The 13,844-nt window shown below is 68.8% G+C and carries 11 protein-coding genes; 6 read left to right on the forward strand and 5 right to left on the reverse strand.

The annotated features are described in order from the left end of the window. The first annotated feature begins 6 nt into the window (after positions 1-6). Positions 7-4,278, forward strand: a complete 4,272-nt coding sequence (locus tag AC1VNM_RS07935) for an OmpA family protein (RefSeq protein ID WP_483106500.1) — start codon at positions 7-9, stop codon at positions 4,276-4,278. A 91-nt stretch (positions 4,279-4,369) separates the two neighbouring features. Here AC1VNM_RS07935 and AC1VNM_RS07940 read toward each other — a convergent pair whose 3' ends face one another. Then, entirely contained in the window at positions 4,370-5,377 is a 1,008-nt protein-coding gene (locus tag AC1VNM_RS07940) for a hypothetical protein (RefSeq protein WP_483106501.1), read from the reverse strand. A gap of 892 nt (positions 5,378-6,269) precedes the next feature. Here AC1VNM_RS07940 and AC1VNM_RS07945 point away from each other — a divergent pair. Together AC1VNM_RS07945 and AC1VNM_RS07950 are read left to right on the forward strand one after the other, a co-directional pair. Further along, positions 6,270-6,722 carry an Hsp20/alpha crystallin family protein gene (locus AC1VNM_RS07945; RefSeq protein ID WP_483106502.1) on the forward strand — a complete coding sequence of 151 codons (453 nt, stop codon included), beginning with the start codon at positions 6,270-6,272 and terminating at the stop codon, positions 6,720-6,722. A gap of 30 nt (positions 6,723-6,752) precedes the next feature. Continuing rightward, the gene (locus tag AC1VNM_RS07950) at positions 6,753-7,184 is read left to right on the forward strand and encodes an Hsp20/alpha crystallin family protein (RefSeq protein ID WP_483106503.1); all 432 of its coding nucleotides are present in this window, start codon (positions 6,753-6,755) and stop codon (positions 7,182-7,184) included. 496 nt (positions 7,185-7,680) lie between these two features. Here the strand turns inward: AC1VNM_RS07950 and AC1VNM_RS07955 are convergent, their stop codons facing one another. The 3 genes from AC1VNM_RS07955 to AC1VNM_RS07965 are packed head-to-tail and all read right to left on the reverse strand — an operon-like array spanning position 7,681 to position 10,804. Continuing rightward, positions 7,681-8,694: a Bug family tripartite tricarboxylate transporter substrate binding protein gene (locus AC1VNM_RS07955; RefSeq protein ID WP_483106504.1), complete on the reverse strand. Its 1,014-nt coding sequence runs from the start codon at positions 8,692-8,694 to the stop codon at positions 7,681-7,683. Further along, complete coding sequence (locus AC1VNM_RS07960; protein ID WP_483106505.1) at positions 8,691-9,611, reverse strand: HTD2 family dehydratase; 921 nt, start codon at positions 9,609-9,611, stop codon at positions 8,691-8,693. The genes AC1VNM_RS07955 and AC1VNM_RS07960 overlap by 4 nt, the downstream gene beginning before the upstream one ends. Further along, on the reverse strand, positions 9,608-10,804 hold the full coding sequence (locus AC1VNM_RS07965; RefSeq protein WP_483106506.1) for a CaiB/BaiF CoA transferase family protein: 1,197 nt from the start codon (positions 10,802-10,804) through the stop codon (positions 9,608-9,610). Before AC1VNM_RS07965 ends, AC1VNM_RS07960 begins: the two co-directional genes overlap by 4 nt. Positions 10,805-10,960: 156 nt before the next feature. Here AC1VNM_RS07965 and AC1VNM_RS07970 point away from each other — a divergent pair, with 156 nt between their 5' ends. The 3 genes from AC1VNM_RS07970 (at position 10,961) to AC1VNM_RS07980 (ending at position 12,790) form a co-directional block, all read left to right on the forward strand. Then, positions 10,961-11,872 (forward strand): LysR family transcriptional regulator, encoded by a 912-nt coding sequence (locus tag AC1VNM_RS07970; RefSeq protein ID WP_483106507.1) that lies wholly within the window; start codon positions 10,961-10,963, stop codon positions 11,870-11,872. A gap of 239 nt (positions 11,873-12,111) precedes the next feature. Then, the gene (locus AC1VNM_RS07975) at positions 12,112-12,318 is read left to right on the forward strand and encodes a hypothetical protein (RefSeq protein WP_431104901.1); all 207 of its coding nucleotides are present in this window, start codon (positions 12,112-12,114) and stop codon (positions 12,316-12,318) included. A 118-nt stretch (positions 12,319-12,436) separates the two neighbouring features. Continuing rightward, a complete protein-coding gene (locus tag AC1VNM_RS07980; protein ID WP_483106508.1) occupies positions 12,437-12,790 on the forward strand; it encodes an RNA recognition motif domain-containing protein in 354 nt (117 codons plus the stop codon). 70 nt (positions 12,791-12,860) lie between these two features. On the opposite strand, the gene AC1VNM_RS07985 is transcribed toward AC1VNM_RS07980, so the two are convergent. Then, positions 12,861-13,790 carry a LysR family transcriptional regulator gene (locus tag AC1VNM_RS07985; protein ID WP_483106509.1) on the reverse strand — a complete coding sequence of 310 codons (930 nt, stop codon included), beginning with the start codon at positions 13,788-13,790 and terminating at the stop codon, positions 12,861-12,863. Positions 13,791-13,844 lie beyond the last annotated feature (54 nt).

Raw genomic sequence — 13,844 nt, forward strand, 5'->3', positions numbered from 1 at the left:
CGCGCCATGACCACGTCCCTGTCCACGTCCTTGTCCACGACCTTCATCTGTGCCACCCGCATGACTCGCTCCACCTTTCCCCGCGCGGCCCTCGCCAGCGCCGCGGCCGCCGCCTGCCTGGCCATCGGGCTGCCGGCCTCGGCCGCCGACGCGAGCAGCGACGACGGCAGCTGCCGCGCCGACGCGCGCGGCCGCTTCAGCGACCGATGCCAGGCCGACCATCGCGCCGTCGAGATCGACGGTCGCGACCATCTCCCCGCGTCCAGCGAGCGCGAGCTGCCCAAGCTCACCGTGATCCTGGGCGATCCACGTGCCTTGCAGGAGCGGCTCGAGGAGGAAACACGCAGCGTCCCCGGCGCCGTGCGGCCGCGCGAGGAATCGCACACGCCGCATTTCGATTCCGGCGAGGACCTGCTCAAGCCGGAGGACAAGGCCAGGCTCGACGCCATCGTGGCGCAGGTGCGCGGCCGCGAGGGCCTGCGCTTCGAGATCGTCGGCCACACCGACGTGCAGCGCATCAAGCCCGAGCTGCGTCCGCGTTTCCCCGACAACCATGCGCTCGGCCTGGCCCGCGCGGAGCAGGTCGGCCGCTACCTGACGCAGCAGCTGGGATTGCCGGCGAGCGCCTATGCGGCGGACTCGCGCGGGCCGGACGAGCCGCTGGCCTCGCCGCCGCAGGACCGCGCCAACTGGTCCGCCAACCGGCGCGTCGAGGTGCGCGTGTACTGGCGCGAGACCGCGCCGGCGCAGGTGGAGACGACGTCGAGCGTCAAGCTCGTGGATCCGACCGCTTGCGGCATGCTCACGCCCTACGCGAACGACGACGCCGCGCTGCGCCTGACCATCGACGGTCAGCCGGTGGTCGGCGCGGACAGCGCCAGTGCCGACCGCCAGCGCTGCATCGACGTGCGGCTCGAGCGCGACCACCTGCGCCTGCAGTACGACAACCTGTCGCAGCCCAGGCGCCTCAATGGCACGGCGTGGCCCGCGACCGCGGTGCCGGGCGACACGGTGCGCTTCAGCGGCTACAGCAACTACCGGCCGTATCTGATGCGCGCGGAGCTGAGGGTGTTCGGCACCGACGGCGACATGCGCCCGCAGCTGCTGGCCACCGTGCCGCTGGATGGCGAGCTGCGCGCGCAGTGGACCGTTCCCGCCGAGTGGGCGCAAGGACCGCTGGCGCGGCGCAAGCTCTACTGGCGCGTGCGGGTCTACGACGGGGCGGGGCGCTTCGACGAGACCGAGGACATCCCGCTCGCGCTGGCCGATCGCCATGCGCCGACCGGTGAGCGCGAGCCCGATGCGGCGCAGCGCCTGCTGGCCGGCTACGGCGAGAGCCGGCTGGCCGTCGCCAACATCCCGATCGCGGGCGGCACCGTGACGGCCAGCGGGGAGGGCATCGCGCCGGGAGAACAGGTGCGCGCGCTCGGATTCGCGGTGCCGGTGGATGCGCAAGGCCGGTTCGTGATGCAGCAGCTGGTGCCGCGACGCGTGCAGACCGGTGAGATCGCGGTGCGCGGGACCGATGGCCACGAGCGCATCTATCGCCGGGACTTCGAGTTGCCGCGGCGCGATTTCTTCTTCGTCGGCCAGGCGGACCTGACCGTCGGCCGCGATCGCACCGCCGGCCCGGCCGCGCTGGTGACGCAGGAGCGCAACCGCTACAACAACGACACCTGGACCGAGGGCCGGCTGGCGTTCTACGGCAAGGGCATGCTGGACGATCGTTGGACCTTGACCGCCAGCCTGGACACCGAGGAGCGGCCGCTCGGCGAGTTGTTCCGCAACCTGGATCGCAAGGACCCGACGTCGCTGTTCCGGCGGATGGATCCGGTGGACAGCTGGGGCACCTTCGGCGACGACTCCACCAGCATCGAGGACGCGCCCACCCAGGGACGCGTGTACCTGCGCGTGGACGACGGCCGCTCGCAGGCGCTGTGGGGCAACTTCAAGCTCAACCTGGGCGCGGACAACACGCTGGCGCAAGTCAACCGCGGGTTGTACGGCCTGAAGGGCCACTACGTCGGCGAGGACGCGACCCGTTTCGGCGATGCGCGCGTGACCCTGGACGTCTACGCGGCCGAACCCGGCACGCTGGCCGCGCGCGAGGAATTCCGCGGCACCGGCGGCTCGCTGTACTACCTGCGCCACCAGGACGTGAGCCGCGGCGCCGAGAAGGTCTGGCTGGAGATCCGCGACCGCGACTCCGGCTTCGTCCTCCAGCGTCGGGCGCTGATCCCGGGCAGCGACTACGACGTCGACTACCTGCAGGGTCGCGTGCTGCTGACCTCGCCGCTGCCCAGCCTGGCCGACAACGGGCTGCTGGTGCGCGCCGGCGGGCTCAGCGGCCAGCCGGCCTACCTGGTGGTGGACTATGAGTACACGCCGCTGTCGGGCGATCTGGACACGCTGGCCCTGGGCGGTCGCACCGCCTGGTGGGTCACCGACGGCGTGCGCGTCGGCGTCACCGCGGCGAAGCAGCGCCAGACCGGTGGCGACCAGCGTCTGGGCGGCGTCGACCTGCTGTTGCGCCAGAGCGAGAACACCACGCTGAAGATCGAGGCCGCGCGCAGCGACGGTCCCGGCATCGGCACGACGACGTCGCTGGACGGCGGCTTCGGGTTCTCGCAGAACACGCTGGCCGGGGACACGCGCGGCGCGAACGCCTGGCGCGTGGAGGGACAGGCGGATCTGGTCGACCTCGGCGTCGCGAAGAGCGGCCATGTCGGCGCCTATGCGCAGCTGCGGGAGGCCGGCTTCTCGGCGCCCGGGCAGGTCGCGTCCAACGAGACGCGGCAGGCCGGCGCCACCGTGAGCGCGCCGGTGGGCGAGCGCACCGAGGTCCGCCTGAAGGGCGACCACAAGGACGAGCTCAACGGCTACAACACCGATGCCGGCGAGGTCCAGGTGGTCACGCGCGTCGACGAGCACTGGACCGTCAGCGCCGGCGTGCGCGCCGACCGCAAGTCCACCGACACGGTCAACACCTCGCCCGTGCTGCCGGGCTCGGGCGTGGTCACCGGCGAGCGGTCGGATGCGGCCACGCAGGTCGACTACGACAGCGGTGAGGGCTGGGGCGTCTACGGCTTCGGTCAGAAGACGCTGGAGCGCACCGGCACGCGGCAGGACAACGACCGCCTGGGCGCGGGCGCGCGCTACCGGCTCAACGACAAGCTGACGCTGCGCGGCGAGGCCTCGGGGGGCGACGGCGGCGCGGCCGGCAAGGCCGGGGTCGACTACCAATACGACGACCGCTCCAACGTCTACGTGACCTATGCGCTGGACACCGGTCGCACCGACGAGACGCTGAACGCGCGCGGCGGCACGCTGGTGGGGGGCATCAAGTCGCGCCTGGCGGACGGGCTGAGCGCCTATACCGAGCACAAGCAGAGCACCGGCACCCTGAGCGGCCTGACGCATGCCTACGGCGTGCAGTACGCGCCGGACGATCGCTGGACCTTTGGCGTCAGCGCCGAAACCGGCCGGCTGGAGGCCGAGAACGCGGGACAGACCGACCGCGACGCCGCGGGGTTCAGCGTCGGCTTCGTCGATGCGTCCCTGAAGTACGCCGGCGGCGTCGAGTACCGGCGCGACCACAGCAACACGGACACCCGCCGCAGCTGGTTGCTGAAGAACTCGGTCAGCGTGCAGGACGGTCCGAACGCCCGCTGGCTGGGCAAGCTCAACTGGGCCGACAGCGACAGCGCGGCCGGTGCGCTGGCCGCGGCAAAGTACACCGAGGCGGTGCTGGGGTATGCCTTCCGGCCGGTGAGCAACGACAAGCTCAACCTGCTGCTCAAGTACACCTACCTGTACGACCTGTCGTCGCCGGGGCAGGTGAGCACGACCGACGTGACGCAGACGGCGATCAGCACCACCGGCATCGACTACCAGCAGCGCAGCCAGGTGGCGGCCGTGGATGCGACCTACGACCTCAGCGCGCGTTGGACCATCGGCGGCAAGCTGGCCTGGCGCGTCGGCGAGCTGCGTCCCAGCCGGGACGACAGCGCGCCGTGGTTCAAGAGCAGCGCACAGCTGGCGATTGCCCGCGTGGACTGGCAGGTCGTGCGGCAGTACGACTGGCTGCTGGAACTGCGCATGCTGCGCGCGGGCGAACTGAGCGAGCGCAAGACCGGCCTGCTCACCGCCGGCTACTACCACGTGAACGAGAACCTCAAGGTGGGCGTGGGCTACAACTTCACCGACTTCTCGGACGACCTGACCGACCTGAGCTATCGCAGTCGCGGGGTGTTCCTGAACATCCTGGGGAAGTTCTGAGCGGTCCTGGCGCGGGGCGGCGCGACGTGACTCGGGCCGCCCGGTTCCACAGACTTGCCGAGGGCCAGCGGCGGCGTGAGGCGAGGGGGCCTCAGCGTGGCAGCGGTGCGGGATTGGCCAGGTAGGCCTTGAACAGTCGGGCGAACTGGCCGCCATCGGTCGTGATGTTGACCGAGCCGCTGCCGCCGCCGCTGAACACGATCGCGAACACGCCGCTCGCCGTGTACTCGCTCGCATGGGTCAGCATGTACTGGACGTGGTTGTCCCGGTAGTGCCCCGGCGTGCCACCCGGCGTCGACGAGGGCACGCCCATCGGCGTCTGCCAGAACAGGATGGGCAGGTTGCCGAGCGCGTTTCGCACCGCGGCCCATTGGGCGAGGTCCTGATGGAAGTTGGGCGTCGCCGCGTTGGTCTCGTCCCAGTAGAACGGGCCGTTGCCACGCCCGGCGCATTCGGCCGGCGGCGGAGAGACCTCGAAGCAGCCGGCATCCCGGTCGCTGGTCTGGCCCACGACGAAGTCGGCCTTGTCCGCGCCCAGCTTCAGCATGAAGGCGCCGACGGTGGCGGCATCGCGGCCCCAGAAGGACGGCGGGAAGCCGATCCTGGCCTTGGGCGCGTAGGTCCGTCCGAGCGCCAGCAGGCATCCCGCCATGCCAACGGCATTGTCCGGCTGGCTCGCGCATTCCGCCACCTGGCTCACGCGCGCCGGCAGCTTCGCCGGATCGGCGCCCGGCGCGCCCGTGAGCACGAAACCCCAGAAGTCCGGCTCCAGGTTGACCAGCGTCGGCAGGCCGGTCGCGCCGATCTTCTGGTACATCAGCCTGACCTGGGCCCAGTAGCTGGCCATGAAGGACGCGTCATTGATCGCGGCGAGGTTGCCTTCACCCCGGGAGGCCATCTGGTAGAGCGTGAACATCGGCACCGCGCCAGCGGCCGAGACATTCGCCGAGACATACGTGACGTAGGCGCCATCGGGGCTGTTCCAGGTGGGCCAGGAGCCGCCGCCGACGCCGACCAGGTAGGTGTCGATGATGTCCGGACGGATCTGCTGCTTCGTCATCTCCGCGATCGGATTGCCGGCGCCCAGGCCGCCCAGCATCCGGCTGGGAACGCCCAGGGCCGTCGTGATCGGCGATGCGGGCGGTGGCGTTGGAGAGGGTGAAGGCGCAGGCGAGGGCGCAGGAGCGGTTCCGAGCGGTGGCGTTGTCGCATCGGTGCCTGGCGAGGACGTCGATCCGCCTCCACCGCAGGAGGCAAGACCTGCCACCAGGAGGGCGAGCGCGAGCCGCTGGACCGCAGGCGTGGCGTTCGGAGTGGACGACATGGATGCCTTTCGAATGAGGTGAAGCGTCGATGCACGCGAGGCGGCGACGTTCCCGCTGGCGGACGAACCGGACTGACAAAATTCGTCAGCGTTGTCATCGATCGCAGCCAAGGAATGTCAACCGGGGAGGGAGAAGGGGCCTCGCTGGCCGCGCGCGCGAAAGACCGCAATTCGCGGGCCAACGATCGCCCTCGCAGGGATTCAGGGTTTTCACCTAATCGGTTCACCCTTGAACTCGCCGCTCCGAGTTCCTAAATCCGTGTCGAACCGCCATCAATCGATTCGGATGAGGACTGGATCATGGCCAAACCGCTGCCCGACAACTCCCCCGCGCCAGAAGCGCGCGCCTCTCGACGGCCTCGGCTCCCGCTGAGCCCGTCGCAACTTCAAGCCTATCTGATCGCACGCGAGACGCTGCGTCGCCTGAAGTCGTCGTCGCGCCCATGTTTCGCGCGCGACCCGTCAGCACTGAGGAGCGCCAACAGGCGCCCGCCCGCAGAACGCTGACCCCTGACCGTCGACCGCTGCACGGGCCCGGTCACGAGCCTCTTGCCTCGTGGGCCATCGACGGTCCACGCCTTCGTCTACTCACCAAAGGGATCTCGCGAGTCGACGCGCCAGCGTCGGCCTCCATCATCGACTCATCGACCAAGGAAAGGAGTTTCTGATGTTCGACACCGTGTTCCACCGTCCCCAGGGTTTGCTGGAGCAGCTTGCCCAGCTGCAACAGGCGCTTTCGCGTTCGCGGTCGGCCGACGGACTTGCGGACGGCATTCGTTCCTCGATGGCCGGGAGCTTTCCGACCATCAACATCGGGCGCAGCGAACGGTCCATCGAGGTCTTCGCCTTCGCGCCGGGCTTGGATGCCCAGTCGATCGACGTGACCGTCGAGCGCGGCGTTCTCCGGATTTCCGGAGAGCGCCAACCGACCGATCGCGGCTCCTCCGATTCGGTGCAGGTGTACGCCGCGGAACGCTGGCATGGCCGCTTCAGCCGCGCGGTGACGCTGCCCGATGAGGCGGATACCGGCAGCGTCGAGGCGCAATACCGCGACGGCGTGCTGCGCGTCAGCGTCGGGCTGCGCGAAGCGGCTCAGCCGCAGCGCATCAACGTCCAGTGAACGCTTGAATCACGATCGGAAGGAACCACCATGTCTGCTCAAACCCAACTCACCCGCACCGAGTCCGACCGCGCGCAAGTCTCCTCGTCCGATGCGAGTTCGCCGGCGGCCAGACAGCGGGCGACGTCCCGCGAGGTCGCGGAACCCGCCGTTGAGATCTTCGAGGACGCGGGGGGCATCACGCTCCTGGCCGACATGCCGGGCGTTCCGCGCGACGGCCTGGATGTCCGGCTCGACGGCGAGACGCTGGTGATCGAAGGCGAAGTCGCCGTCGCAGCCCCGGAGCGCATGCGCGGCGTGTGGGCCGAGGTCAATGTGCCTCGTTATCGTCGCGCCTTCACCCTCAGTCGCGAACTCGACATGGCTCGGATCGAGGCTGGAGTGAAGGACGGCGTGTTGACGCTGCGCATCCCGAAGCAGGCGCATGCGCAACCCCGTCGCATCGCCGTGTCGACGGCCTGAAGGTACAGACCAATCGGACTGCTGACGGCACGACCATGGAGTGCTATCGCGTCAAGGTGCCACCAGGCGTGCGGCTGGCCGGCTACACCGTAGCCGGTCGGCGCGTTCCAATCCTGCCTGGTGAGTATCACGTCCATCGTATGCGGCCGAAGGTGCCGGTACCTGGTCGTGGCCCCGCGCATGCGCTGCGCTTCGTCGGTGCATGCGAGCCGGACGCTGACATTCATGTTCCGTTGCCCGAAAGCGCCGACATCAGAGTGGCGCTGCCTCCCGAGGTGAGTGCGGACGTGGTCTCTTGAGAAACGCCGCGGGCCGGGTGCAGGTCAGCCTCAGGCGGGCGGCTCCGGCTGAAATGGATTGAAGCGGGGCGCGGCTGCGCCTTGCTTGTCGCAGTCTGGCGGGGCTCTATCCCAATAGTCACATAATGCACATTGTCCGTCTTTCAGATGGATCGGCGGGGGGCGGCTTCGCCCCGGTCACCCGAGCGAAACGCTCCTCAGTCCAGCGACACCTTCGCCGCCGTCACGACGGCCTTCCAGCTCTTGAGGTCGGTCTGCAGCAGCGCTTGCAGCTCGGCCGGCGACGACGCCCGGGGCTCGGCGCCCTGTTCCTTCATGCGCCTGACGACCTCCGGGTCGGTCAGCACGGCGCGCAGGGTCTGGTTCAGCTTCGCCTGCACGGCCGGCTGCAGTCCGTGCGGTGCGAAGATCCCGAACCACGAATCCACGACCATGCCCTTGTAGCCGGCCTCTGCGGCCGTGGGCAGCTCCGGGAACAGCGGCGAGCGCTGCTCGCCGGTCACGCCGAGCGCGCGCAGGCGCCCCGTCTTGATGTGCTGCAGCGCGTTCGGGATGGTGGTGAACATGAGATCGATCTGGCCCCCCATCAGGTCGGTCAGCGCCGGCGCCGCGCCCTTGTACGGCACGTGCGTCATCTGCACGCCCGTCTGTTGCGAGAGCATCTCGCCCGCCAGATGGAAGATCGAGCCCGCGCCCGCCGATCCGTAGTTCACCTTCCCAGGATGGGACCTGGCATACGCCACCAGCTGCTGCAGGCTGCTGATGGGCAGCGCGGGGTTCACGACGACGACGTTGTTCACCCGCGCGACCAGCGAGATCGGACTGAAGCTGTTGAGCGGATCCCAGGACAGCTTGGGATACAGCGACGGGTTGATGGCGTTGGTGCCGTTGTAGCCCATCAGCAGCGTGTAGCCGTCGGGATCGGCCTTGGCCACCAGCGCCGCGCCGAGGTTGCCTCCGGCGCCGCCGCGGTTGTCCACGAGCACGACCTGCCCCAGGCGCTTGCCCAGGGCCTCCGCGACGATGCGTCCGAGGATGTCGGTCGTCCCGCCGGCCACGAAGGGCACGACCAGCGTGATCGGCTTGCTGGGGAAGGTCTGCGCGAAGGCCGGTGCGGCCAGCGACAAGGCGGCCGAGGCGCCGAGCGCGGACAGGGCCAGCGCATGGGCCAGCGCACGGGACAGGAAGCAGCGACGGATCGATGAGGTCATGGTTGTTGTCTCCAGTAGGAAGCTTCGGCCGTCATGAACGGCGCCCCGTCCGCCAACGCGGTCCAGAGCGTGAGCCCCTGCGGCGATGGGGCGGCGTTGAGGGTCAGGGGCGCGCCGAGCACGCAGGGTTGGACGCCGCGGTAACGGAATAGCCGGAGCGGTCGGTCGCCCAGGCGCCGCGCCAGCGCTGAGAGCAGCGTGGCCTGCAGCGGCCCATGGACGACCAGGTTCGAGTAGCCCTCCACCTCGCGGCAGTAGTCGACGTCATAGTGGATGCGGTGACCGTTGAAGCTCAGCGCCGAATATCGGAACAGCAGCGTCGAGTTGAGCGCGAAGAACTCGCGATGCGTCGCCTCCGGCATCGTGACCGGCGCGGCACGCGAGGCCCCGGGCGGCGTCGGCGCCTTGTAGACGATGTCGTGGTCCTCGGTGACGGCCAGCTCGTCGCCGTTCAACAGCTCATGGCGCACAGTGACGAACACGAGGTCGCCGCTGCGACCGCGCTTGTGCTCGACGGACCGGACGCTGGACCGTTTCCCGACGGACGAGCCCAAGGTCAACGGCCGGTGGAAGGTCAATTCACCGCCCGCCCACATCCGGTTGGACAGCGGCACCGGCGGCAGGAAACCGCCGCGCGCGGCGTGACCGTCGCGGCCGAGTTCACTCGGCGGCAGTCCCTCGAGGAAGTACAGCCAATGCCACAGCGGCGGCAACGGCGTGCCGACGACGAGTTCATCCTGAGGCGTTCCCAGCGTGGCGGCCATGAGTCGGGCCTGTCGCACCGACAGGTGATCTTCGGACCAGGTGTCGCGGCCGATCCACGTCCGGAGATGGTCCAGGTCGATGACGGCCCCGTGCACGTCGCCGCCGTTAGTGGGGTCGTTGGCGCTGTTGATGTGGTGGGTGATGCGGCTCATGCGATGGCCCTGTCGGTGATGCGGAGGAACTCGGCGCGGATGGCAGCGCCGTGCTGATCGAGGGACGGCGCGGGATCGAAACGCCCGCTGTCCCATGGCGCGCGAACCGGCGGTGCGACCAGATCGAGCTGCCGGTCGCCCACCGGCATCGGCCACGTGCGCAGCGCCGGATGCGTCGCCATCTCGGCCACCGTGCGGACCTGCCCGTAGGCGGTCCTGGCGCGCTGCAGCCGGGCGAGCGCCTCGTCCAGCGGCAAGGATCCGAAGGCCGCGTCGAGGATGGCGTGCAGCGCCTCCCGGTGGGTCACGCGCCGGTCGTTGCTGTTGAAGCGTTCGTCCTTGGCCAGCGCGGGTTGCGCCAGGAAGCCCTCGCAGAAGCTGGCCCACTCGCGCTCGTTCTGGATGCTGATCACCACGCTGCCGCCGTCGCTCGTCGCGAAGGCGCTGTACGGCGCGATGGAGGGATGCTGAAGGCCCTGGCGCGTCGGCGCGCCCGCGCCATACACCTGATGCACGTAAGGCACCGTCATCCAATCGGCCGCGCCGTCGAACAGCGAGACCGCGACGCCGCAGCCCATGCCCGTCCGCTCTCTGGACGCGAGCGCCGACAGGATGGCGATCGTGGCGTTGAGACCCGCACCGATGTCGCAGATGGACACGCCGATCCGGCCGCACGCTTCCGGTGTGCCCGTGATGCCGGCGAGGCCGCTCTCGCACTGCACCAGCATGTCGTAGGCCTTGAGCGCGCTGGCCTGGCCATCCCCGTAGCCGCTGATGTCGCAGGTGACCAGCCGCGCGTGCTTCCGGCGCAGCGTCTCGCTGTCCAGTCCGACACGTGCCAGGGCGCCTGGCGCCAGGTTCTGGACGAACACATCGGCCTGCGCGAGCAGCGCGTCGAGCAGCGCGCGATCCTCCGCCTGCTTGAAGTCGAGGACCACCGACTCCTTGCCGCGGTTGATCCACACGAAGTAGGACGCTTCGCCGCAGGCGGCGCGGTCATAGCCGCGCGCGAAGTCGCCCTCCTCCCGTTCGACCTTGATCACGCGCGCGCCCATCTCCGCGAGGCGGCAGGTGGCCAGCGGCGCGGCCAGCGCCTGCTCCAGCGAGACGACGACAAGGCCTGCCAGGGGTTTTCCGACCGGCGGCCTTGAGGGCTCCGGAGCGTTGAGTGTTTGTGAAAGCTGCTCAGTCATGGGGCGCAGTATGGGAAGGCGCCTCTCTGAGCAGAAGCGAGTTCTGGCAAACTGATCGTTTGTCGCAGACAAAACCACCGGATGCTTCCGCCGACCGCGTGCGCCTTCCGCAGAGGAGAACGCACGCGGACCGACGCCGCCTCGAGGACCGCCACCGTGCACTACGACTTGACCGATCTGCGGGTATTCCTGAGCGTGGCCGAGGAGCTCAACCTTTCCCGAGGCGCGGCCCGCTGCCACCTGTCACCCTCCTCCGTGAGCCTGCGGCTCAAGGCGATGGAGGAGTCGCTGGGCAGCCCGCTGTTCCTGCGTCGCGCCCGCGGCGTGACGCTCACGCGCGCCGGTGCCGTCATGCTCGAGCACGTCCGGCGGTGTCTGGCGCAACTGGAGCAGATGCATGCGGATCTGCTGCCGTTCTCACAGGGCCTCGCGGGGCACATCACCCTCTTCGCCAACAACAACGCCATCAGCAGCCACCTGCCCCCGGACCTCGCGCGCTTCTTCGTGCTGCATCCGGGCGTGCGGATCCAACTGGAGGAGCGGCCGAGCCAGGACATCGTCAGCGCGGTGGTCGCCGGCCGCGCCGATCTGGGCGTCGTGGCCGTCGAGCAGGCGCATCCGGACCTGCTCTACCTCCCCTACCGTGAAGACGAGCTGGTGCTGCTGGTCCCCACGTCATCGCGCCTGGCCCGGCGCAAGCAGGCCAGCTTCAAGGTCTGCCTGGACGAGCCGTTCGTGGGCTTGCAGAGCGGCATGGCCCTGCACACCTTCCTGGTCAACCACGCCGCCCAACTGGGCGGGCAACTGGACGTGCGGGTCCAGGTCTCGGGGTATCGCGCCATTGCCCAGCTCGTCGCCACCGGCGCGGGGTTGGGGATCGTGCCCCGGTCCGCGCTGGAAGCGACGGACCTGCCGCGTGTCGCCGTGCTGCGTCTCGTGGAGCCTTGGGCCCTGCGTCACCTGCAGGTGTGCCTGCGGGAGCAGACGCTGCACAACCCGTTCGTCGCGGAACTGGTCACTACCTTGACCGCTGCCCATGCGTCGCAGGGCGCGGGATTTTCGCGTTGAATCCAGATATGAAATTTATATAAATTGACTCGCGTGCCGCCGAAGTGGTATAACCATTTTCGGGATAAGCGACCAGACGTTTTACGAAACTGGTCCCTTCTCAAGGGTCACGATTTTGTGACCTCAATTTGCTCTTTTGGCCTGCAAATTTGCAGCCGATTGAGCAGCACCACGCTCCCGCAGGTCGAGCTTCGAGCCTGCGACACTGATTGAAAAAGATTCCGAACAACGCCATTTCCATGGGCAGATACGTCGTTTCGCCCGCGACACACCGAACCGATTGCGGCCGCTTCAGCGCCTCCTTCTCGGTTCGCCGCTCGGAGGGCAACGGCACCTACTGCCGTGTGTTCCGCTTCGACAGGACCTTCGCCTCCTGTCACGCCGCCCGGCTCTTCGCGGTCACCCAGGGCTGGCTGGAAACCTCCATGCCGCAGTCCCCGGCGTAGTGACAAATCTGCGCCACGCCAGATTCAGTCCGCGTTTTCTCCGCGCCGCGTCCGCGCCGCGACCCCCATTTGCGCATCCCTCCGTCGACGGTGCGCCACCATCAAGAAAGGCTCTTCCATGAGCAGCAAAATCTACGTGGGCAATCTGCCCTATTCGGTGACCGATTCCAGCCTCAAAAGCAATTTTGCGGAGTTCGGCAGTGTTTCCTCGGCCCGGGTCATGATGGACCGGGAAACCGGCAATTCCAAGGGCTTCGGGTTCGTGGAAATGGCGTCGGCCGAAGTGGCCCAGGCCGCCATCGCCGCCTTGAATGGCGTGTCGGTGGATGGACGTTCGATCGTTGTCACGCTGGCGCGTCCTCGCGAGGCAGGCAGCGGCTCGGGCGGCAATCACAGCACGGGTGAGTTCCGTTCCACCAAGCGCTCGGACGTCGGCTACGGCTCGGGCGGCTTCGGCGGCGGACGCTACTGAACCCGCAGCGCCCCGAGAAAAGAAACCGACTCCCTGGAGTCGGTTTTTTTCGTCCCGCACCTGAGCAGCCTCAGCCCTGGCTGAACCTCGCCGCGTGTCCCTGCGCGCGGAATTCCTCGACGACGTGGTCCACGAACACGCGGACCTTGGCCGGCAGCAGCCTTCGGCTCGAGTAATAGATCGACAGCGGCAGCGCCTCCGCATACCAGGCCGGCAGCACGCGCGCGAGCTCGCCGCGCTCCAGCTGTGGCAAGGCATGCGGCAGTGGCAGCAAAGCGATGCCCATGCCGCTCGCCGCCGCGCGAGCCATGGCCTCCGGATCGTCCAGGACCATCACCGGACGCACGCTCGCCACCACCTGCTCGCCGGCCTTGTTCTTCAAGGCCCACGGCGCCAGCCGCCCCGACCCCAGCGATCGGCGCAGCAGCCCGCGATGTCGCGCCAGATCCGATGGATGCTTCGGCACCGGATTCGCCGCCAGATACGCCGGCGCCGCCACGAGCACGATCCGCAGGCGCGCCAGCTCCCGGGCAATCAAGGCGTCCGTCAACTCGATGCCGCCGCCGATGGCGACGTCGAACCCCTCGGCGACGAGGTCCACCTGGCGGTTGTCGAAATGCAGCTCCGGCACGACGTCCGGATAGCGACGCACGAAGCCGTCCATCATCGGCACGAAGTACTCGCGGCCCACCGTGTGCGCCAAAGCGACCTTCAAGGTGCCGGCCGGCTTGCCGGCGCCCTGGCGCAGATCCGTCAAGGCGTCGCCGATCTCGCTCCACGGGCGCCTCACCTGGCCGTGCAGCCGCTCGCCGTCGGTGGTCAGCGCCAGGCTCCGCGTGCTGCGCTGGAACAAGCGCACGCCAAGCCTCGCCTCGAACTGCGCCACGCTCTTGCTGACCGCGGCGGGCGTCAGCCCCAGCCGGCGCGCGGCAGCAGAAAAGCTGCCCTCGTCGGCAGCGGTGATGAAGGCATCGAGGTGGCTGCGGAGTTCGGTCGACATGCGCTCAGCTTATACCAACGGTTGAAACTGAACACGCCGCTTTCCAACTACCGC

It is taken from the genome of Mitsuaria sp. MSU3D, from assembly GCF_056867975.1.

What these genes read in the sequence shown, in the direction of transcription:
- AC1VNM_RS07935 (WP_483106500.1), top strand. Translation starts at nt 7, where the DNA reads ATGACCACGTCCCTGTCCACGTCCTTGTCCACGACCTTCATCTGTGCC.
- AC1VNM_RS07940 (WP_483106501.1), bottom strand. Translation starts at nt 5,377, where the DNA reads ATGCTGGGCGGCCTGGGCGCCGGCAATCCGATCGCGGAGATGACGAAG.
- AC1VNM_RS07945 (WP_483106502.1), top strand. Translation starts at nt 6,270, where the DNA reads ATGTTCGACACCGTGTTCCACCGTCCCCAGGGTTTGCTGGAGCAGCTT.
- AC1VNM_RS07950 (WP_483106503.1), top strand. Translation starts at nt 6,753, where the DNA reads ATGTCTGCTCAAACCCAACTCACCCGCACCGAGTCCGACCGCGCGCAA.
- AC1VNM_RS07955 (WP_483106504.1), bottom strand. Translation starts at nt 8,694, where the DNA reads ATGACCTCATCGATCCGTCGCTGCTTCCTGTCCCGTGCGCTGGCCCAT.
- AC1VNM_RS07960 (WP_483106505.1), bottom strand. Translation starts at nt 9,611, where the DNA reads ATGAGCCGCATCACCCACCACATCAACAGCGCCAACGACCCCACTAAC.
- AC1VNM_RS07965 (WP_483106506.1), bottom strand. Translation starts at nt 10,804, where the DNA reads ATGACTGAGCAGCTTTCACAAACACTCAACGCTCCGGAGCCCTCAAGG.
- AC1VNM_RS07975 (WP_431104901.1), top strand. Translation starts at nt 12,112, where the DNA reads ATGGGCAGATACGTCGTTTCGCCCGCGACACACCGAACCGATTGCGGC.
- AC1VNM_RS07980 (WP_483106508.1), top strand. Translation starts at nt 12,437, where the DNA reads ATGAGCAGCAAAATCTACGTGGGCAATCTGCCCTATTCGGTGACCGAT.
- AC1VNM_RS07985 (WP_483106509.1), bottom strand. Translation starts at nt 13,790, where the DNA reads ATGTCGACCGAACTCCGCAGCCACCTCGATGCCTTCATCACCGCTGCC.